General features: G+C 67.5%; 17 protein-coding genes. 6 read left to right on the top strand and 11 right to left on the bottom strand.

All coding sequences use genetic code 11. The annotated features are described in order from the left end of the window. Positions 1 to 35: 35 nt before the first annotated feature. From ABIA71_RS17935 to ABIA71_RS17925, 3 genes are read right to left on the bottom strand one after another with little or no spacing between them, the layout of a single operon-like run. Entirely contained in the window at positions 36 to 1,328 is a 1,293-nt protein-coding gene (locus ABIA71_RS17935; protein ID WP_128096005.1) for an MFS transporter, read from the bottom strand. After that, the gene (locus tag ABIA71_RS17930) at positions 1,325 to 3,559 is read right to left on the bottom strand and encodes an oligoalginate lyase (RefSeq protein ID WP_354287004.1); all 2,235 of its coding nucleotides are present in this window, start codon (positions 3,557 to 3,559) and stop codon (positions 1,325 to 1,327) included. Before ABIA71_RS17930 ends, ABIA71_RS17935 begins: the two co-directional genes overlap by 4 nt. Next, positions 3,556 to 5,781, bottom strand: a complete 2,226-nt coding sequence (locus ABIA71_RS17925) for a polysaccharide lyase 6 family protein (RefSeq protein ID WP_354287002.1) — start codon at positions 5,779 to 5,781, stop codon at positions 3,556 to 3,558. The genes ABIA71_RS17930 and ABIA71_RS17925 overlap by 4 nt, the downstream gene beginning before the upstream one ends. Positions 5,782 to 6,062: 281 nt before the next feature. Between ABIA71_RS17925 and ABIA71_RS17920 the strand changes: the two genes are divergently transcribed. After that, positions 6,063 to 8,945 carry a TonB-dependent receptor gene (locus ABIA71_RS17920; RefSeq protein WP_354287001.1) on the top strand — a complete coding sequence of 961 codons (2,883 nt, stop codon included), beginning with the start codon at positions 6,063 to 6,065 and terminating at the stop codon, positions 8,943 to 8,945. A gap of 90 nt (positions 8,946 to 9,035) precedes the next feature. Next, positions 9,036 to 9,779 carry a FadR/GntR family transcriptional regulator gene (locus ABIA71_RS17915; protein ID WP_354286999.1) on the top strand — a complete coding sequence of 248 codons (744 nt, stop codon included), beginning with the start codon at positions 9,036 to 9,038 and terminating at the stop codon, positions 9,777 to 9,779. A 21-nt stretch (positions 9,780 to 9,800) separates the two neighbouring features. On the opposite strand, the gene ABIA71_RS17910 is transcribed toward ABIA71_RS17915, so the two are convergent. Continuing rightward, entirely contained in the window at positions 9,801 to 10,190 is a 390-nt protein-coding gene (locus ABIA71_RS17910) for a DUF6165 family protein (protein ID WP_354286997.1), read from the bottom strand. 191 nt (positions 10,191 to 10,381) lie between these two features. Between ABIA71_RS17910 and ABIA71_RS17905 the strand changes: the two genes are divergently transcribed. Continuing rightward, positions 10,382 to 11,071, top strand: a complete 690-nt coding sequence (locus tag ABIA71_RS17905) for a TorF family putative porin (protein WP_463271014.1) — start codon at positions 10,382 to 10,384, stop codon at positions 11,069 to 11,071. A gap of 160 nt (positions 11,072 to 11,231) precedes the next feature. Here the strand turns inward: ABIA71_RS17905 and ABIA71_RS17900 are convergent, their stop codons facing one another. Beyond that, on the bottom strand, positions 11,232 to 12,422 hold the full coding sequence (locus tag ABIA71_RS17900; protein ID WP_354286996.1) for an MFS transporter: 1,191 nt from the start codon (positions 12,420 to 12,422) through the stop codon (positions 11,232 to 11,234). A 112-nt stretch (positions 12,423 to 12,534) separates the two neighbouring features. On the opposite strand from ABIA71_RS17900, the gene ABIA71_RS17895 reads away from it, so the two are divergent. Further along, positions 12,535 to 13,461 carry a LysR family transcriptional regulator gene (locus tag ABIA71_RS17895; RefSeq protein ID WP_354286994.1) on the top strand — a complete coding sequence of 309 codons (927 nt, stop codon included), beginning with the start codon at positions 12,535 to 12,537 and terminating at the stop codon, positions 13,459 to 13,461. Here ABIA71_RS17895 and ABIA71_RS17890 read toward each other — a convergent pair. Further along, complete coding sequence (locus ABIA71_RS17890) at positions 13,436 to 13,906, bottom strand: YehS family protein (protein WP_159495508.1); 471 nt, start codon at positions 13,904 to 13,906, stop codon at positions 13,436 to 13,438. The two genes, ABIA71_RS17895 and ABIA71_RS17890, sit on opposite strands and share 26 nt — an antisense overlap. A 102-nt stretch (positions 13,907 to 14,008) precedes the next feature. On the opposite strand from ABIA71_RS17890, the gene ABIA71_RS17885 reads away from it, so the two are divergent. Further along, positions 14,009 to 14,548, top strand: a complete 540-nt coding sequence (locus tag ABIA71_RS17885; RefSeq protein ID WP_354286991.1) for a hypothetical protein — start codon at positions 14,009 to 14,011, stop codon at positions 14,546 to 14,548. Positions 14,549 to 14,756: 208 nt separating this feature from the next. Then, positions 14,757 to 15,506, top strand: a complete 750-nt coding sequence (locus ABIA71_RS17880; protein ID WP_128096768.1) for an SDR family NAD(P)-dependent oxidoreductase — start codon at positions 14,757 to 14,759, stop codon at positions 15,504 to 15,506. 207 nt (positions 15,507 to 15,713) lie between these two features. On the opposite strand, the gene ABIA71_RS17875 is transcribed toward ABIA71_RS17880, so the two are convergent. From ABIA71_RS17875 to radC, 5 genes are all read right to left on the bottom strand, one after another. Continuing rightward, complete coding sequence (locus tag ABIA71_RS17875; protein ID WP_354286990.1) at positions 15,714 to 16,070, bottom strand: VOC family protein; 357 nt, start codon at positions 16,068 to 16,070, stop codon at positions 15,714 to 15,716. A 70-nt stretch (positions 16,071 to 16,140) separates the two neighbouring features. Continuing rightward, positions 16,141 to 16,923: a DUF6597 domain-containing transcriptional factor gene (locus ABIA71_RS17870; RefSeq protein ID WP_354286988.1), complete on the bottom strand. Its 783-nt coding sequence runs from the start codon at positions 16,921 to 16,923 to the stop codon at positions 16,141 to 16,143. 296 nt (positions 16,924 to 17,219) lie between these two features. Further along, positions 17,220 to 18,095, bottom strand: a complete 876-nt coding sequence (locus ABIA71_RS17865; RefSeq protein WP_354286986.1) for an SPOR domain-containing protein — start codon at positions 18,093 to 18,095, stop codon at positions 17,220 to 17,222. Positions 18,096 to 18,113: 18 nt separating this feature from the next. Beyond that, complete coding sequence (gene argS, locus ABIA71_RS17860; RefSeq protein ID WP_354286984.1) at positions 18,114 to 19,802, bottom strand: arginine--tRNA ligase; 1,689 nt, start codon at positions 19,800 to 19,802, stop codon at positions 18,114 to 18,116. Positions 19,803 to 19,952: 150 nt separating this feature from the next. Then, complete coding sequence (radC, locus tag ABIA71_RS17855; RefSeq protein WP_128095384.1) at positions 19,953 to 20,651, bottom strand: RadC family protein; 699 nt, start codon at positions 20,649 to 20,651, stop codon at positions 19,953 to 19,955. Positions 20,652 to 20,903 lie beyond the last annotated feature (252 nt).

The following is a 20,903-nucleotide window of genomic DNA, read 5'->3' as shown; positions in this document are numbered from 1 at the left end:
TCCAGTAGTGCGTTGGGGGAAAGGGAAAAAGGGGGTCAGCGCGGCTGGGCCGGGCCGTCGAGCTTTTCGACGCGGCCGGTCACCAGCCACAGCGCCAGCAGCGAGGCCGGCACCAGTGCGGCCACCAGGATGAAAATGGGTGCGTAAGAGTCGTGGGTCATCGCCGGCACCAGCCAGGTGGTGATCAACGTGCCGGCCACCGCGGCCATGCCGCCCAGGCCGGCTACCGAGCCCACGGACTTGCCGCTGAAGATGTCGCCGGGCAGGGTCTGGATGTTGCCGATCGCGATCTGGAAGCCGAACAACACAAAGGCAATGGTCACCACCGCCCACACCGGGTCGGTGGCCAGCACCGCGCCCAGCAGGGCCGGGGCCATGATCGCCCCGCCCAGGGTGATGACCACCTTGCGTGCCTTGTCCACGCTCCAGCCGGCGCCGATCAGCCGCCCGGACAACCAGCCGCCGCCGAGGCTGCCGATCATCGCGCCCACGTAGGGCACCCAGGCGAAGATGCCGATCTGCTTGATGTCAAAGCCGAAGGTGTCGGCCAGGTAGAGCGGCAGCCAGGACACGAACAGCCACCAGATCGGGTCCAGGAAAAACCGCGAAATCAGAATGCCCCAGGTCTGCCGATGGCCCAGCAGCTGGCGCATGCTGGGCACGTACTCGGCCTTGGGCGTGGCCGGCTGTTCGGTGGGCGCATCCAGGATCAACGCACGCTCGGCCGCGCTTACCCACGGGTGCTTGTCCGGGCCGGCGCGGTAGATGATCAGCCACGGCAGCAGCCAGATGAAACCGATCGCACCGATCAGGATGAAGGTGCCGCGCCAGCCCAGCCACAGGAACAGCACCGCGATCAGCGGCGCCGACACGATCGCGCCGATCGACGCACCGGCGTTGAACACGCCCTGCGCCAAGGCCCGCTCGCGCGCGGGGAACCACTCGGCGTTGGCCTTCACCGCGCCCGGCCAGGCGCCGGCCTCGCTGATGCCGAGCATCGCGCGGACCAGGCTGAAGGACAGGATGGAGTGGGTGACCGAGTGCAGCGCGATCGAGATCGACCACACCGCAATGGACAGCGCAAAGCCGAGCCGCGTGCCGATGATGTCGAACAGGCGCCCGAACACGAACTGGCCGGCGGCGTAGAACAGCATGAACACCGTCACCAGCAGCGCGTAGTCTTCCTTGGTGGCGCCCACGTCCTTGGAAATCTGCGGCCACATCACCGCCAGCGCGTTGCGGTCGATGTAGTTGATGACCGTGGCAATGGCGATGAGCGCCACAATCAGCCAACGGACGTAGGTACGGGCCTGCGTGGTCACTTTCATTTGCTGTCCTTGCCGGTGCTGCTGTCAAAGCGCTTCCAGCCGCCGTCCCAGCGCCAGCTGTGCCCGCCGCCACTTACCTCATGGCTGCCGGGCTTGCCCGGTTCATCGGCAATGCCCACCGCCACCCGCTTGCCGCCGGCCAGGTCCAGCACCAGCACGTCGGCATCCTTGCCGCGGTAATGTGCAATGGCGTCGATGCGGCTGTTGGCACCGCGCACGGTCTCGGCGGTGCCGTCGTACTGGCCGTGCGGTTCCAGCACGCCATAGAAGGTAGTGGCGGCCTGGCCATCCACGCGCTGCAGCAGCATCGGCTCGCGGCGCAGGTTGAACGACGGATCATTCGCGCCGCTCTCGCCGATCAACGCGCGCGACGGCGCGGTGCTGGCGAAGCGGTACGTATAGAAGCGCCCGTCCAGCAGCCAGGTCAGGCTGCGCGCCTCGCTGCTGGGCTCGCTGGAGGCATCCACCCACACGTGCTGGTAGCCGTTGGCCTTGCCCAGCACCGGGCGGCTGGTCACCGCCGACTGGCTGTTGAAGCCCACGTCCATGATGTGGCCGTTGAAGTGCAGCGGCAGGTCGTAGCGCGCCGCCTTGCTGCCGGTCACGCGCAGCAGGTCCAGCACCACCGGCTCGCCCAGCGAAGGGTGGGCCAGCAGCAGCTGGGTGCGGGTGAAGCTCACCCCGTCGTAGGCACTGTCCATGCGTGCCGAGGCAATCTGGGTGTCGTCGCTGGTGGCAAACAGTAACGGCGTCGGCGCCAGCGGCTGGCCCTTCTTCCAGTCGCCGCCGAAGTGGCTTTGCTCGTTCACCACCAGCGTGTTGTGCGCGATGGTCTGACGTGCCCAGCTGTTGTTCTCGGGCAGGTAGATGCCGCCGGCCTTGGCCTCGATGTTGAGGAAGCGCGCCGCGCCGTAGTCGGTGACCACGCGCTGGCCGTTGTCGTAGAACAGCCAGTTGAGCTTGTCGAAGTGGCCGTGGCCCATGCCCTGCTTGGTGTTCTTCATCACCAGCGCCTGGCCGTCCTCACCGCCCATGCGCAGGATCGCCAGCGCCCCTTCGGTGCCGTCCGGGCCGTCGCGCAGCAGCGTGGGCACGAACGCGAACGGCTTGGCCTTGTCCTGCGCCAGCGCCTGGGCCACCTGCAGGCCCTCGGGCGACAGCAGCACGCGCTTCTGCGCCTTGGCCACCGACAACAGGCGCGCATCGGTGGTGCGCGCGTAGGCGATGTCGATGCCGGCCACCAGCTCTTCGGTGTCCAGACCCTTGTCCAGGATCGCGTCGTTGATCGGGAAGAAGTAGCCGCCGTAGCTGCTCTGCACCAGTGCATCCACCGCCTTGAGCAGCACGCCGTCGCGGCGCTTGAAGATGCCCTGCTGCGGGTCGTTGCGCTCGATCGCATTGGCGAACAGGATGAACGGCGCCAGCGCATAGCGCTGGTAGTAGGGGCCTTCCTCGTAATAGCCATCGGGCGAGAACAGCTGGTCCACCTGCTTGAGGAAGCCGGCGCTGCCATCGCGCTTGCTGCCCTTCAGTGCCTTGTCAACATAGGTGGGATCGCGCAGCACGTAACCGGTCATGCCCACCGCCGCCACCGCCCAGGTCGCATGGTTGTGGATCTTGTCGAAGTTCTCCGGCGTGCCGCTCAGGAAGTCGGCCATCGGCCGGAACACGTTGTCGTCGATGGTCTTCCGGTCCGCGGCGCTCAGGCTGTCGCGGATCGCGTCGTAGCCCTGCACCGCGCTCACCAGCCATACCGAATCGTTGAGCGTCTGCCAGAACAGCCGGCCGGGAATCTGGCCGCGTCCCTGCGGGTGCGCGCCCAGGCCCGGGTAGAGCTTGGCGTAGCCCAGCAGCAGGTCACGTGCGTAATCGGCATAGGCCTTGTCGCCCGTCAGCCGGTACAGCGCACCGGCGGCCTGGATGGCCTGATAATTGCGCTTGTGCTGCTCGTGGGTGTAACCGCCGCCCTTGTCCTTGGGCACCGGCACATCGATGCCGGCCTTGATCATGCCGCGCACCAGGCGTTCGGCGCGCTGCTGCTCCTTGCTGAACACCGGGTAGCGGGCGCCGTCGCTGCGCATCTGCTGCCACTGTGCGGCAGTGACCAGTACCGGCGCACTGGCGCTGGTGGCGGGCTGCTGGGCGCTGGCAGGCGCGGCAGCAACGGCGGGCAGGGCCGCGGCGCTGAAGGAAGCAGCCAGCAGCAGCATCAAGGGCGTGGAACGCGTCATGGCAGGGTCTCGGCTGGAGTATCAGACTGCATTGCCGCCGTGGCGGTAAGCACGTTGTTGCGTACGCGCAGGTGGGGCTCGCCGACGCGGTGGCTGAAGCGCACGCGGCCGCTGTGCGCGAACTGGTTGTCTACCAGCGTGGCCTGCTGCACGCCCTGCAGGCGCAGGCTGGTGTCATCGGCCACGCCCACCTGCTGCAGCTGGTTGCCCTGCAGCAGCAGCGACGGCCCGAAGGTGCTCTCGTCGGTGCCGCCGCGGTACAGGGTCAACAGCGGCCCGCCGATGCGGGTAAAGCGCGACGCCACGATCTCCACCTGCTCGGCGTTGTAGGTGCCCAGGTCGTCGGTCTCGGCGGCGGCAGAAATCACGCTGCCACTGATGTCATCCACCGTGGTGTTGCGCAGCGTGATGCGCGCGGCCAGGCTGCCCTTGCCGGCGTTGACCACGTCGAAGGCCTTGTTGGCGGTCAGCCCATGGATGCGGCTGTCTTCAATGTGCAGGGTGTAGTTGAACGCCTGGCTGCCCGGGGCGATGCGCACCACCGCGTTGCCGGCCGCATCGGGCGCCAGCGCGCCGTCGATCTCCAGCCGCGACAGCTTCAACGCGCCGCCGGCACGGATCTCGAACAGGCTGGGGCGGGTGAACTGCAGGCTGGCCTGGCCACGCGCCGGCCCGATCACGCTCAGCGGATGATCCACGCCCAGCACCTGGTCCACCCGGTACTGGCCGCGCTGCAGCTGCAGGCGGTCGCCCGGGGCGCTGGCCGCGATGGCGCGGGTCAGAGTGTCTTCGCCCGGGGCCACCTTGCGCACGCTGCCGCTGTCCAACGCCACCGTGCTCAGCGCTTTCGGGTACCACGCCACGCCCACCTGGTCGCGGGCGACCGGTGCCAGGTCGCGCGGGGCACCGGCGGCGACCGTTTCCACCGGGTACTGCAGGCCGTTGGCCGCGCGCTGCAGGGTGACCTGGCGCGCGCTGACACCGGCCGGGAAGCCGGGCGACACGGCCGGGCTCTGCACGTTGCCGCTGAAGGCAATGCCGCCCAGGTCGCCCTGGCTGCGCAGCAGCGCGTTCCTGCCATCGCCGATGAACAGGTTGCCGGCCATGCGGCTGTTCACCGGCATGGCGTTGCGCTCGTCATCCAGCCCCGCGCCCAGGAACAGCTGGCGCACGTTGATGAAGCTGTTGCGCTCGATCACCGCATCGTCCACCTGCTCGTAGCGGTTCAGCGGCGCGTCGCGGGTGCCGGCCATCACCGCCAGCGCGGCGGCGAAGTTGTCGCCGGCGATGTTTTCGAAATAGTTGTCGCGCACGATCTGGTGGCGGTTGATCACCCGCACGCCGCCGGTATGGGCCTTGTTGTTGCCCAGGAACACGTTGCGCTCCACCACGTTGCCGTGCCCATGGCGCAGCACCATCGAGCCGCGCGATTCAAAGAACACGTTGCCGCGGTACAGATTGCCGCCGGACTTGTTGGACACTATCTCCACTTCGCCGTCGCACTGCTCGAACCAGTTGTTCTCCACGACCGTATTCGAGTTGGACTGCGAGTCGGTGCTGGTGCCCACCCGAATGGTCTCGCCGCCGTTGCTGCCCAGATTGGGGCGCGGGCCGAACCAGTTGTGGTCGATGCGGTGGCGGTTGTCCAACCCGCTGGTGGCGTTGCGCACCACCACCAGGGTGGTGCCGGCGTTGGTCTTGCCCACCAGCTGGTTGTGGTCGAAGCGGTTGTGCTGGCCGTACATGCCCACCCAGTTGTCCGACTGCTGGCGGTCCGGCTTGTTGTAGCCGTCGATCACCACCCCGGTCACCCGGCTGTGGGTGGCCCACTCCTTGGACGAGGCGCGGAAGGACACCACTTCGCCGCCGGGTGCCCAGCCATCGCGGAACACCAGGTTGGACACCTCCAGGTAGCTGCCGGCCAGCCGCAGCTGCGACTGACCGCTCAGGATCACCTTGCCGGGGGTCTGCGCCGTCAGTCTAATTGGTTGACCAATTTTGCCGGTACCGCGCAGAAGCAGATCGGTATCGCGCCATACGCCGTCCGCGAGGATGACCGTATCGCCGGGTTGCAGGGTGTTGGCCACCTGCGCATAGGCGGCAGCGTCGTGGACCAGGTGATCGGCGGCGAAGGCGGGCAGGGCGCCCAGCAACAGGCCCGTGGCCAGTGCCGCAGCAAGCGGGCGCAGCGCCCATGGCGCATGCGAATGGTGCAAAGTCACAGGCTTACCCTCCCAGATCAACCGTGGCGTCCAACGCGAGTCCGGATCGTAACAGGTCGGGCGCGGCGCGCGTCAACCACAATCGCATACCACTTTAGGTGCATGTGGTTGGCCGGTTGCGCATATTCCTGCTGCATCCGCACATTAAATCCGCGCAAAGTGGTCTAGGCGGATCACAGGGGTAGACTTTAGTACCAATTCATTGACATTGGTCCAGCAACCGTGAATTGTCCGGATCGAATCCGTGTAGTCGGACGATCCATCCTGGGAGGGAGATCACGATGTTGCATGACCGCCGTACGGCCTCGCCACGAGGCCTTCGCCGCACCGCGCTGCATGGCGCGCTGTTGTATGCCCTGTCTGTCACCGCGGCCGTGCCGCTGGTGTATGCACAGGACGCCGAAGCACCGCCCGCACAGCCCACTACCCTGGACCAGGTCCAGGTCACCGGCGTGCGCGGCACCATCCAGACCTCGATCGACAAGAAGCGCGAAGAGACCGTGGTGTCCGACGTGCTTGCTGCCGAGGACATCGGCGACCTGCCGGCCCTGTCCATCGGCGAGGCCATCGAAACCATCACCGGTGCCTCCACCCATCGCGAGAAGGGCGGTGCGTCGGAAATTTCGATCCGTGGCCTGGGCCCGTTCCTGGGCTCGTCGACCTTCAACGGCCGCGAAGCGACCAATGGCAGCGGCGACCGTTCGGTGAACTTCAACCAGTTCCCGTCCGAGCTGATCAACAGCGTGGCCATCTACAAGACCCAGCGCGCCGACTTCGTCGAAGGCGGCGTGGCCGGCACCGTGAACATGGAAACGGTCAAGCCGCTCGAGTACGGCAAGCGCACCATCCAGGTGGATGGCCGCGGCACCTGGCAGGACTACGACGACCGCCTCAAGGACAAGGACGGCGTGGGCTGGCGCGGTACCGCCAGCTACATCGACCAGTTCGACATGGGCGGGGCCGGCAAGCTCGGCGTCTCGGTGGGCGTGCAGGCCCTGCAGGGCAGCAACCCGGAAGAAATGTTCTCCAGCAGCTCCACGTGGGTGGCCTGCGACGGCCGCGAAACCGTGGGTGCCACCCGCAACTGCACCCCGGTGGACGGCAACCAGGTCGCCAACGGCGTGCCGTATTACCTGGTGCCCAGCAGCCGCATCTACCGCCAGTTCATCGAACACGACAAGCGCGACTCGCAGTTCGCCGCGCTGCAGTGGCGCCCCAACGACACGGTGGAAGTGAACGTCGATTACCAGCATTCCAAGCGTGACTACACCGAAGACCGCTCGGACCTGTCGCTGTCGTCGATGATGCGCAACCTCAACAACCGCGTGGTCACCGACGACGGCGCGCTGCTGCACCACACCGGCAGCACCACCATCGACTCCACCGGCAACTTCCTGGAGCGCATGGAGGAATACACCGGCGGCGGCTTCAACGTCATCTTCCGGCCCACCCCGGCCTGGACGCTGTCCACCGACCTGTCCTACTCCAACACCCAGCGCGACCAGATCGAGCGTTCCACCCGCCTGCGCGCCGGCCGTACCGACGTCAACGGCAAGCCGGTGGGCGGCATCAAGAACACCCGCTACGTCGATTACACCTACGACTACAGCGGCGACGTGCCCAGCATCACCCTGGATCCGGCGTTCGACGTGAACAACCCGGACAACTACACCGATTCGGCGCTGATCCGTCGCCGCCAGCAGAGCCGCGAACACACCATCCGTGCGCAGCGCTTCGATGCGGCGTTCACCCCGGAAAGCGGCTTCTTCACCGCCATCAAGGGCGGCGTGCGCCATTCCGAAGCGACCTACACCGACTTCACCGACACCCGCGACATCACCACCACCAATGTCGCCGCGATCCGTGCGGCCAACCGCGCCTGCCGCCAGGAATTCCCGCAGAAGGACTTCCTGGCCAACGCCAGCGGCAACACCATCGACCAGTGGGCCAGCTTTGACAGCCGCTGCCTGTTCAACGCCTTCACCGGCGTGGACGACACCGGCCTGAGCGCCGACCTGCGCAACCCGGCCAACAACGATGTCACCGAGAAAACCAACGCCCTGTACCTGATGGGCGACTACAGCAGCGAATGGTTCGGCCTGCCGGTCACCGGCAACATCGGTGTGCGCGGCGTGCGTACCGACGTGCGCTCGGTGGGCCTGCGCAGTGGCCTGGATGTCATCAATAACTCCGATGGCACCGTGACCCTGCGCCCCACCGGCGACTTCACCCGGCAGATCCTCAAGTCCAGCAACACCGAATGGCTGCCCAGCTTCAACGCCGCCTTCGAACTGCGTCCGGACCTGCTGCTGCGCGTGGGTGCCTACCGCGCCATGTCGCGCCCCGACCTGGCCGCCGAAGGCTTTGGCCGCAGCTTCACCCTGGACGAGGCCGACACCGATTTCCGCACGGTGGCCGAAGCGCTGGGCAACATCACCGCCACCGGCAACCCGCGCGCCAAGCCGCTGATGTCCTGGAACGCCGACGTCTCGCTGGAGTGGTATGCCAACGAAGACTCCATGCTGTCCACCGCCATCTACTACAAGCAGTTCAACGGCGGCTCGGTACCGGTGGTGGTGGGCGAGACCTTCGACATCGACGGCCAGAGCGTCACCGTGCCGGTGGAGCAGCTGGCCACCAGCGACCAGAAAAGCGACCTGATCGGCTTCGAGCTCACCGGCTCGCACAGCTTCAGCTACCTGCCGGGCATCTTCTCCGGGCTGGGCGTGAAGGCCAGCTACAACTACGCCCATTCCAACTTCAAGACCGAAGACCTGCGCCTGGGCGAGTCCACCGACCCCATTACCGGCGTCTTCACACCCGGGATCGTCGAGCCGGCCAATATCTTCGGGCTGTCCAAGCACGTCGCGTCGGCCCAGGTGTACTGGGGCCTGGGCAAGCTGGACCTGCAGGCCATCTACAAATACCGCTCGGATTATTACCAGCAGTTCGTCGGCGACCCGTCGCAGAACCGCTACGTGCGCGACAATGGCTCGCTCGACTTCCGCGCCACCTACAAAGTGAACAAGCACTTGTCGCTGTCGTTGTCGGCCAGCAACCTCACCGACGAGCCGCGGGTGTCGGATATGCCCATCCTGGGCAGCTTCCGCGAGTACACCACCTACGGGCGGCGCTATTATCTCGGGGTGCGCTACCGCTTCTGAGGTCAGTGGCGCGGTTTTCCCGACCGCGCCGCTCTCTGAGGGCGCGGGTCGCATGATGGTCCCCAGCCACCGTACAGCCAGGTCTTGATGATGTCCGAACCCCGTCTCTACCAGTCCATTGCCGCCGAAATCGTCGCGCTGATCGAGAAGGGCGAATTCCCGCCGGGCTCGCGGCTGCCCGGCGAACGCGACCTGGCCGAGCGCCTCGGCGTCAGCCGGGTGACCGTGCGCGAGGCGGAAATCGCGCTGGAAGCGCAGGGGCTGATCACCATCAAGACCGGCTCGGGCGTGTATGTGAAGGCGCGCCCGTCGCAGGCCCCCGGCGCGCTGCCGGACGTGTCTGCCTTCGACCTCACCGCCGCTCGCGCGGTGATCGAAGCCGAAGCGGCGGCCATGGCCGCCAGCCGCATCACCGAAGAAGAACTCCAGGACCTGGCCGGCCTGATCGCGGCCATGGTCGACCCGGCCTCGGGCGAGGCCGCCGCCAGCGAAGCCGACCGCCAGTTCCACCTGTCCATTGCCCGCATTGCCGGCAACCCGGTGGTGGAGCACTGCGTGCAGCTGATCTGGCGCATGCGCAATGAACTGCCGCGGGTGCGGCAGGTGTATGCCAACGTCTGCCACAACGACGACGACACCCGCGACGAAGAACACACCGCCATCCTCGACGCCCTGCGCGCGCGCGACCCGGCGGCCGCACGGCTGGCCATGCGCAACCACTTCCAGCGCCTGTTCGAATCCATGCTGGAAGCCACCGAAAACGAGGCGCTGGCTGAAATCCGCCGGCGTACCCAGCAGGACCGCGAACGCTTCATGGCCGCCACCGGGCACTGAGCCCGGCGCGGGCGGGGCCGGTTACTCGCCCTGGTACTGCTTTTCTTCCACCAGCTGCGAACCGGCCACGCGGTTGATCTCGTTCTTCACCTTCACCCGCTCGCCGTTGGTGCCGTACACCCCACGCGCCAGCTGGATGAACGCATCGTCGAACACCTGCGCCGCTTCCTTGTCGCGCAGCTGGTCCTGGATGTCCCACATGCGCACGTTGATGGCCTTGAGCTGATCCTTCAGCGCGTCCAGCCCCGGCTGGCTGGCCAGCTGATGCTGCCACAGCGGCCACAGGCCATCGAGTTCCTTGCGGACGTTGGCGTTCTTGCCCGCATCGCTGATGCGTTCGGCCTTGATTTCCAGGATGGTGATCTTGTCGATCAGCTCGCCAATCGATACCGGGGTCAGGATCGCGTCCACGCCATTACTCGCAACAGGTCAGAGCGGCCCATGATAGCGCGGCCCCCGTGCGGCATCGTGGACGCAGGATTTACGCTGATTTTGCGCCCCTGCCGCCGCCGCGGCATGGCGGCTTTACGGCCCCTGCGGGAACACTGCCCACCTCGACGGCGCCGCCGTCCGATGGAGTGCTTACCGTGGTGGTTGAACAGATGAAAGGGCGCAGGGCGCGCCGCTGCAGCGTGCTGCTGCTGGGCCTGGTGATGAGTGGTGCGGCGGCGGCCGCGGTGGAGGGCAATGCGACCCTCACCACCGATTATGTCTGGCGCGGCAGCTCGCAGAGTGACGGCGACCCGGCCGCACAGGCGGGCGTCAAACTGGGCAGCGAAAGCGGCTGGTACGCCTCGGTGTGGGGCTCAGGGGTGTCGTTCCAGCCCGACAACGGCGCGCGCAGCGAATTCGACGTGGTGGCCGGGTGGGGTGGGGCGCTGGGCCAGGACTGGGCACTGGACGTCAACCTCACCCGCTACCTCTACCCGTCCAGCACCGTGGATCTGAACTGGACCGAGCTCAACAGCACCCTCACCTGGCAGCAGCGTTACTGGCTGCAGGTAGGCGTGTCCGACGACGCGCTGGCCGGCGGCCACACCGGCACCTACGCCCAGCTCGGCGCGCGCCTGCCGCTGGGCGAACAGTGGCGCCTGGAAGCGGCCGTGGGCCATTACTGGCTGGCCAGCGCGCAGGCCGACGACTACCTGCACGGCCAGCTCAGCGCCATCTGGAAGGTGCACGGCCCGTGGGAGCTGCGCCTCACCGCGCACGACACCGACAGCGCGGCCAAACGTCTGTTCCCCGGCAACGCAGGCTCGCGCGTCGAGTTCGCGGTACAGACCGCCTTCTAACGGAGCGCCCACCCACCCCGCGCGGCATTCCGACCGCCGGGCACACACCCCATCCGGTAGAGCCGACCGTTGGTCGGCTGCCCCAGGCGGCGCGCAATGCAGCCGACCAACGGTCGGCTCTACCGGGCGGCACGCAAATGCAGCCGACCAACGGTCGGCTCTACCGGGCGGCGCGTTTCTCCGCCACCACCGCCACCGCCCACACCGCCATCGCCACCGCGGCCACGCCCGCGCCGGTTACGCAGACCCCGGTCCAGCCGAACGCGCCATACACCTGCGCCGACACCAGCGACCCCAACGACCCGCCAATGAAGTACCCGGTCATGTACCCCGCATTGAGCCGGTTGCGTGCTTCCGGTCGCAGCGCGAACACCACGTTCTGGTTGCTCACATGCAGCAACTGCGCCGCCAGGTCCAGCACCAGCACGCCCACCACCAGCGCCACCAGCGACTGCGTCGAAAAGCCCAGCGGCAACCACGACGCCGCCAGCAGCACCAGCGCCAGTGTCGTCGCCAATGCCGCCTTGCCACGGTCCGCCATCCGCCCGGCTACACCTGCGGCCAGCGTGCCCGCCGCGCCGACCAGCCCGAACAGCCCGATCGTCGCATCGCTGTAGTGGTACGGCGCGCCCGCCAGCAGGAAGGCCAGCGGCGTCCAGAACATCGCGAACATCGCAAAACTCAACGCCCCCAGCAGCGTGCGCAGCCGGAACACCGGCTCCTGCGCGAACAGCGTGCCGATCGAACGCAGCAACGCCCCGTAACTCAGGCCCGCGTGCTGATGGAAACGCGGCAACGTGCGATACAGCACCCACGTGGTCAGCACCAGCGTGGCCGCCGCCATCCAGTACACCCAGCGCCAGTCGCCCAGCGACGACAACGCCCCGGCCACCGTGCGCGCCAGCAGGATGCCCAGCAGCAGCCCGCTCATCACCGTGCCCACCACCCGGCCACGCTCTTCCGGCCGCGCCAGCGTGGCAGCGAACGGCACCAGCACCTGCGCCACCACCGAGAACAACCCGGTGATCGCCGTGCCCACCAGCAGCCAGGCGAACTCATGGCTCAACGCGCTCACCACCAACCCCGACGCTGACAACAACGACATCACCACGATCAACCGCCGCCGCTCGAACATGTCGCCCAGCGGCACCAGCAGCACCACGCCCACGCCATAGCTCAGCTGCGCCGCCGTCACCAGCGTGCCCGCGCGGCCGAACGACACCCCGAACTCGCCGGCAATGGTGTGCAGCAGCGGCTGGGCGTAGTAATTGCTGGCCACCGCCACGCCGGTGGCAAAGGCCATCAACAGCACCTGCCAGCGGCTCAACGGGGTGTGTACATCGGCGGTCATAACGCGTCCAGACTCCAGGGGGACGCCAGTGTCCGCCTCCCTTCGCGATGATGGAAATGAATAGTTATCATCCAATGCATCTGAAAAATAGATGGGTGGTGGAGATGTCGGCGTGAACCTCAAACAGCTCGAGTTCTGCGTGGCCCTGGCCGAAGAGCGCAACTTCACCCGCGCCGCCGCGCGCTGCCACGTGGTGCAGTCCGCGCTGAGCCACCAGATCGCCCATCTTGAAGAAGAACTGCAGGCCACCCTGTTCGAACGCCTGCCGCGCCAGGTGCGGGTCACCCCGGCTGGCGAAGCGCTGCTCAGCCACGCCCGCCAGGTGCTCGATTCGCTGCGGCACCTGCGCGAAGACGTGGCCGCCGTGGCCGGCCAGGTGCGCGGCACCCTCACCATCGGCCAGATCACCTCGCTCACCGCCGTGGATCTGGTGGCCTGCCTGGCCGCCTTCCACACGCGCTACCCGCAGGTGGAATTCCGCCTGCGCATGGACAAGAGCGAAGTGCTGATGGAAGACGTGCGCGAGCGCCGCGTGGATGTCGCGCTGGTAGGCCTGTCGCCCGGTACCGCCATCGACGGTGCGTGCCACCGCCTGCTCGCCGAAGAATCCATGGTGGCCGTGCTGCCACCGAGCCACCCGCTGGCCAGCCGCAAGCGCCTGTCACTGGCTACCCTGGCCGAGCTGCCGCTGGTGGATTTCCAGTACGGCAGTGGCGCACGCCGCCAGACCGACGAAGCCTTCGCCGCGGCCGGGTTGCCGCATCGGGTGCCGTTCGAGATCAACCACATGTCGCTCATCGAGCGCTTCGTCCAGCAGGGGCTGGCGGTGGGGATCGTGCCGGTGGCCATCGCCGCCGGCTTCACCGGCGTGGCCTGCGTAGCCATCCAGGATGCGCCCGTGCGGCGCGTCCATGCGGTGTGGTCGCGGTTGCCCACGCCGGCGGCGCGGGCCTTCATGCAGGAACTGCTGCAGCACGTGACCCCGCAGGCGGAGCCACGTGCCAGCGTGGGGCTCAGGCGCCGCGCACGCGCAGGGTGAGGCCCTTCAGGAAGTTGCGCAGCAGCTGGTCGCCGCAGGCGCGGTAGTTCTTGTGGTCCGGCTGGCGGAACAGCGCCGACAGCTCCGGCTTGGACACCGGGAAACCGGCCTGCTGGAAGATCTCGTGCATGTCCACGTCCTTCAGCTGGAAGGCCACGCGCAGCTTCTTCAGCACCAGGTTGTTGGTGATGCGCTTTTCCACCGGGCGCAGCGGCTGGCTCTCGTCGCGGCCACGGAAGTGCACGATCAGCCCGTCCAGGAAGTGCGCCAGGGTGCGGTCGTCGCAGGCCACGAAGCCTTCCTCGTCTTCCTTGCGCAGCCAACCGGCCACGTCGGCCTTGTCGATCACGAAGGCCGGATCGGCCAGGGCACAGGTGTCGGCGATCATGCCGTCGCTGAGGTCGAGCATGTAGCGGATGCTGCGCAGTACATCGTTGTTGATCATGTGACGTCCAATACCGCCGGCGCGGCTGCGCGGCTGGCGGCCATTTTACCCCCTGCCGGCCTCAGCGCCCGGCGCGACCGGCCGCGCTGTCATCTGGCTGCCATGAAAGTGCAGCACAGTGCCGCCATCGAGCATCAACAGGCAGTGGAGCAGGCAATGCGCAGGTGGCAGGTTCTGGCGGGTGTGGGCATGGTCTGGCTGGCCGCAACGGCCGCCGCCCAGGCCCCGTATGTGGCAATCGAACAGCGCGTGGACCCGCAGGCGCTGGCCCAGGTGGGGCTCAGCCCGGCCCAGCTGCAGACCCTCAACCGCCTGCTGCGCGAGGCCGAGGCCCGCACCCCGGCCCCGCCGGCCGCCGCCGCCCCGGCCGCCGCCCCCGGCGCGCCTACCCCGGCCCCCATGTTCCCGGGGCTGGACGACGGCCCCATTACCGCCAAGGTCACCGGCCAGGTAGACGGCTGGGCACCCGGCACCGTGTTCACCCTCGACAACGGCCAGCAGTGGCAGGTGCTCAAGGGCGAGATGAAGCTCAAGGCCAGCCGCAGCAACCCCGAAATCGTGGTGGTGCCCGGCATCGCCGGCCGCTGGTTCCTGCAGGTGGACGAAGACCTGCCCAAGGCCCGCGTCTTCCGTATCCGCTGACCGCAGATCGCGTAGAGCCGGGCTCTGCCCGGCTGCGCTCCGCGTCCCACGTAGCGCCGGGCTCTGCCCGGCTGCACGCGAACCGGCCACCCACGCACAGCCGGGCAGAGCCCGGCTCTACGCCATCCCGCCCCGTGCGGCACATTGCCCCCGGCACACACCCCCCGCATCGGTGCGAAAATACCCGTGATTCCCACGGAGTACCCCGATGACCCGTACCGCTCTGATTACTGGCGCCACCTCCGGCTTTGGCGCTGCCGCCGTCCATCGTTTCGCCCAGGCCGGCTGGCGCGTCATCGCCACCGGCCGCCGCGCTGAACGGCTGCAGCCGCTGGTCGACGCCTACGGTCCAGAGCGCGTACATGCGGCCGTCTTCGACGTGCGCGACAGCGCCGCCATGGAGGCCGCTCTGGCCGCCCTGCCGGCCGACTTCGCCGCCATCGACCTGCTGGTCAACAACGCCGGCCTCGCCCAGGGCACCGCCCCGGCGCAGAGCGCCTCGCTGGAAGACTGGCGCACCATGATCGACACCAACGTCACCGCGCTGGTCACCCTCACCCACCGCCTGCTGCCGCAGCTGGTGGAGCGCAAGGGCGCCATCATCAACATCAGCTCGGTGGCCGGCGTGTACCCGTACCCGGGCGGCAACGCCTATGGCGGCACCAAGGCCTTCGTCAGCCAGTTCTCGCTCGGCCTGCGCGCCGACCTGCACGGCACCGGCGTGCGCGTCACCACCATCGAGCCGGGCATGGCCGAAACCGAGTTCACCCTGGTGCGCACCCACGGCAACCAGGCCGCCTCGGACACCCTCTACACCGGTGCCAACCCGATGACCGCCGACGACATCGCCGAGCAGATCTTCTGGGTAGCCAACCTCCCGGCGCACCTCAACATCAACCGCCTGGAACTGATGCCGGTAAGCCAGTCGTTCGCCGGTTTCCAGGTCGCACGCGACTGATCCAAGGGCACCGCTGGCCGACACCTCGGCCACACGCCCGAACAGGCCACCACCGCGGCCACACTCCGAACAGGCCACCACCGCGGCCGCACGCCCGAACAGGCCACCACCGCGGCCGCACGCCCGAACCGGTAGAGCCGACCGTTGGTCGGCTGCCCTTGAAGCACACCCACCGCTCACGGCAGCCGACCAACGGTCGGCTCTACCTCAGGCGGCTGTCCACACCGCCAACTCATACCCATCCGGATCGCGGAAATGAAACCGCCGCCCACCCGGAAAGTCGAACGCCGCCCGGCAGATGTCCGCCCCGGCCGCTTCCACCCGCTGCTGCGTGGCTACCAGCTCGTCGGCATACAGAATCACCAATGGCCCACCCGCACGCACCGGCGCATCGGTGGTAAACCCACCGCGCAAGCGGCCATCGTCGAACTCGGTATAGCCCGGGCCGTAATCGGTGAACGACCAGCCAAACACGCTGCCGTAGAACGCCTTGCTGCGCGCGATGTCAGCCACGTTGAATTCAATGTTGTCGATCCGGCGATCGTTGCCGTGTGCGGTGCTCATGGAGGCATCTCGTTGAAAGGAGCCCCAGCATCGCCACCGCGGCCGCGCCGGTCTTGAACAAAACGGCCAGTCAGCTGCGCCACTGCGCGCACAACTGCGCCGCCCCGATCCCCGCCAGCGCCCGCACCTCGCGGCTCAGGTGCGACTGGTCGGCATAACCCACGTCCGCCGCCAGCCCCGCCAGCCCATCCCCCGGCCGCGCCCGGGCCAGCGCCAGGAACCGCTGCAGCCGAAGAATCCGCTCCAGCATCTTCGGCCCATAGCCAAACTGCTCATGGCACAACCGGCGCAGGCTGCGCGTGCTCACCTGCAGCGCCGAACCGATCGCGGCCAGATCGCTGCCCCCGGCCCGCACCTGCTCGAACACCCGCGCCGCCAGCGCGTGGCGGCTACCGGTGGAGCGGGGCAGCCCAGCCAACGCCTGCGCAAACAGCCGCTGCCGCGCATCGCCATCGCCCACCTCATTCAACCGCGTCGCCATCTGCCGCGCCTGCGGCCCCAGCACCGCATCCAGCTCCACGGCCGTGCCCACCATCTCGCCCAGCGGCACCCCCAGCCACGCCCGCGCCGCACCCGGCTGGAACCGCGCGCCCAACACCTGCGCACCCGGCGTCAGCTGCGGGTGCGCCGCCACCACATCCGGCCCCACCACATACAGCCGCCCATCGCGCCACAGGATGTCCACGCAGCCATCGGGCAGCACCGCCACCTCACCGCTATGGCCCGCCGGCAGATCGCTGCGCCACAGCTGCCCGAAGCATCCCTTCAGCGCAGGCGGCGGCGCCCATTCGCGGTAGCGGCCGGTGGCACCGGCAACGCCGGGCAGGTCAGCAGGATCAGGGCGGGAGGACATGCGCGGACGATAGCGCATCCATATCGGACGGCGGCGAGCGGTGATCAATCACGCCGACAACTGCATCCCCGGACGACCGCCCCGCAATGGCTCGCAAACGTGTGACATCCGGGCCGGAGTGAAAAAGAAAAAGCCCCGCAGTGCGGGGCTTTTTCAGGGCTCAAGGCCAAATAGGTGAAGCAAAGGGCTCAAAGGCCAATGACGCGATGCTACCACCTCTCCTACCTTTGGCTGGTACCGCAATGCCATTGTCGTGCCCTCCCTGGTGCGCGTTGGCGTGCTCTGCTCAGGCCGGCTTATTGCGCCTTGATCGCCATCGCCTGAAGCCCCGTCCCGTCCAGCTTCTGCTTGGCCTCCGCCAGCTCCCCGGCGCTGCCATACGGCCCCATGCGCACGCGGTACACCGTCTTGCCGTTGATCTGCGCCGATTCCACCCGCGCCGCCAAACCGATCATCGCCAGCTTGGCCTTGGTCGCCTCGGCATCGCCAGACGCACCAAACGCACCGGCCTGCAGGATGTAGCGCACGTTGCTGGTCGCAGGCTCAGCCGCCGCCGCAGCAGGCGTCGCCGCTGCAGTGGCCGCCGGCTTCGGTGCCGCCGGGGTAGCCGCCGCGGTCTGCGCCGGCGTTGCCGCCGGAGCCGTGGTCGCCGCCGGGCGCTCCGCCACCGGGGCGGGCAGCGGGGCGGTGCTCACTGCCGCAGGCGAGGTGGTTGCCGCGGTGCTGGTCGGGGCCGGTGCCGGTGGCAACGGGCGTCCTTCCAACGCCGCCTGCGCGCGCTGCGCCTCGGCCTTGGCACGGCGCTGGTCTTCAGCACGCGCGCTGGCCGCCAGCTCCGCATCGGACATTTCCACTTCCTTGCCGGGCAGCAAGGTGTAGAAGTCGTACTGGGTAGCCGCCGGCTTGGCCGGTTCGGCAGGCTTGGCCGCCGCGCCCGGCTTGGGCAGTTCAGCGCCCACGTCGGTGTCGGCGTCGCTCACCGGGGCGGGCTGGGCGTTCGGGTTCGGCTGCGGGCCTACCCGCAGGAAACCGTCACCGTCGCTCTTGAACAGGTTCGGTGCCGCCAAAAACACTACGGCCGCAATCGCCACACCGGCCACCAGCCACACCCATCCCGGCGTGCCCTGGTTGCTGTTGCGTCGTGCCTGGCTCTTGCCGCGTCGTGCTGCCATTTACTGCTTCTCCACTGCTTACATTTTTTCCGGGGCGGAAACGCCCAGGACGTTCAGACCATTGGCCAGCACCTGGCGCGCCGCGCAGGCCAGCGTGAGCTTGGCATTGCGTTCGGCGTCGTCAGCCACCAGTACCTGCGTGCCGTGATACCACGTGTGGAAGGCGTGCGCCAATTCACGCAGGTACTGCGCGATCAGGTGCGGCTCCAGCGCGATACCGGCCGCTTCCACCACTTCCGGGAAGCGCGACATTTCAATCATCAGCCACAGCGAGGCATCGTCGTTCAGCGAGGCCATGCCGGCCAGGCCTTCGCCCTGCGTATAGCTCAGGCCCTTCTCCTGGGCCTGGCGCAGCAGGCTGCACACCCGGGCGTGCGCATACTGCACGTAGAACACCGGGTTGTCGTTGCTCTGCGCGCGGGCCAGGTCGATATCGAAGGTCAGCTGCGAATCGGGCTTGCGCGCGATCAGGAACCAGCGGGTCGCATCGCGGCCGGCTTCTTCGATCAGGTCGCGCAGGGTCAGGTAGCTGCCGGCACGCTTGGACAGCTTCACTTCCTCGCCGCCGCGCATCACCGTCACCATCTGGTGCAGCACGTACTCCGGCCAGCCCTTGGGAATGCCCACGTCCAGCGCCTGCAGGCCGGCGCGCACGCGCGCCAGCGAACCGTGGTGGTCTGCGCCCAGCTCGGTGATGGCGCGCTCATAGCCGCGCTGCCACTTGCTCAGGTGGTAGGCCACGTCCGGCAGGAAGTAGGTGTAGGTGCCGTCGGACTTGCGCATCACGCGGTCCTTGTCGTCACCGAAGTCGGTCGAGCGCAGCCACAGCGCGCCGCCTTCCTCATAGGTGTGGCCGGCCGCCTTCAGCTGGGCGACGGTCTCTTCCACCTTGCCGTCCTTGTACAGCGAGCTTTCCAGGAAGTAGATGTCGAAATCCACCCCGAACGCCGCCAGGTCCTGGTTCTGCTCGTTGCGCAGGTAGGCCACCGCGAAGCGGCGGATGCCATCCAGGTTGTCCGGGTCGCGCTCGCCCACCACCGAGTGGCCTTCCAGCTCCACCGTGGCGCCGGCCAGGTAGGCGTTGGCCACGTCCTGGATGTAATCGCCGCGGTAGCCCGCTTCCGGCCAGCCGGCGTCATCGGGCTTGAGCCCCTTGGCGCGCGCCTGGGTGGACAGGGCCAGGTTCTCGATCTGCACGCCGGCGTCGTTGTAGTAGAACTCGCGCTTGGCGTTCCAACCGTTTACATCCAGCAGGCGCGCCAGGCAGTCGCCGATGGCGGCAGCACGGCCATGGCCCACGTGCAGCGGGCCGGTTGGGTTGGCCGACACATACTCCACGCCCACGGTACGGCCGTTGCCGCTCAGGTTGCGGCCGTAATCGGCGCCTTCCTTGAGCACGCTGGCCGCTTCGCGCTGATAGGCGCTGGGGGCGAGGTGGAAATTGATGAAGCCCGGGCCGGCGATCTCAACGCGCAGTACATCGGCGCTTTTGGGCAGCGCATCCAGCAGCGCCTGGGCCAGGGCGCGCGGGTTGCTGCGCGCCGGCTTGGCCAGCAGCATCGCGGCATTGGTGGCGAAATCGCCGTGCTCACGGGTCTTCGGGCGTTCGACCACGAATTCCGGGGTCAGGGTATCGGCCGGCAGAGTGCCGTTGGCGCGCAAGGCTTCGATGCCTTGGCTGATCAGGGCGCGGAGGAGATTTTTCACAAGGCCTGCTTTGGGACTGGAGCGGCGGAATCGGCAATTTTAGCCTAGATGGCGGGCCGATCCATTGAACGGGGTTGGGGCAGGGGGCTTTAGGGGGCTTGGGGCCGGTTTCGGGGCTCCGGACAGGGGTATCTGGGCTGACTGGGGCGTTCAGCCCCGGAAGGACAGGGTGGGTTCGAGCCAGCCTCGTTCAGCCATGGAGACGGGGGTGCCTTCGCCTACTACTACGTGGTCGAGGAGGCGGACGCCGACCAGCGGCAAAGCCTTTTCCAGATGGCGGGTGATGTCCCGGTCGGCGGCGGACGGTTCGGCGCTGCCAGAAGGGTGGTTGTGACCAATGATCACCGCTGCCGCGTTGTGGAACAGGGCGCGGCGTGCCACTTCGCGCGGGTAGACCGCCGCCGCATCGATCGTGCCGTGGAAGAGTTCCTCGAACGCCAGCATGTGATTGCGGGTGTTCAAGAACATGACCGCAAAGACCTCATGGGGGCGCCCGCGAAGCCGCTGTTTGAAGTAGCGCATGGCTGCCTTGGGATCGCACATGCCTTCACCCAGGTCCAACTTTGCACGCAGATGGCGGTCGGCGAGTTCCAGTGCGGCTACCAGCTTGCAGGCCCGTGCCGGGCCGAGCCCGGGCAGTTTCCTCAGCTTCTGCGCGCTCATATCAAGCAATAGGCGCAGGGGGCCATGATCCTTGAGGAGAAGGCGTGCGTTCTCCATGACGTCCAAACCCTTACAGCCGGTGCCCATGAACAATGCGAGTAGCTCAGCGTCGGAAAGCGCTGCCGGCCCGCGTGCCAGCAGCTTCTCGCGCGGTTGTTCGTTCTTGGGCCAGTCTTTGATTGCCATGGCCTAGTATCAAATGAATGGCGGAGGCAGGCCAATCGGTCAACGGCGCTCAGTACGGTAGGGAATAGCGGCACGCATTGCGAGCTACTTATCCTTGGCCCAGGAAATTGCTGTTCGGTGCGTCTCTCATATGCTAGTGCTCGATTGAGTGAGTCGCATAGAGACGCTCACCTTGGAGTGTGAATTGTTAAAGAGATGCGGTTTCGGCAGCAGGGCTGCTCATCTCCCCATCCAAAGCTGCAGTGCACGGCC

Origin of the sequence: Stenotrophomonas sp. 2619, from assembly GCF_040548725.1 — a bacterium.
In the GTDB taxonomy this organism is placed as follows: domain Bacteria; phylum Pseudomonadota; class Gammaproteobacteria; order Xanthomonadales; family Xanthomonadaceae; genus Stenotrophomonas; species Stenotrophomonas maltophilia_AP.
The sequence above is the reverse complement of the archived record's forward strand: the minus strand, read 5'-3'. Positions and strand labels throughout refer to the sequence as shown.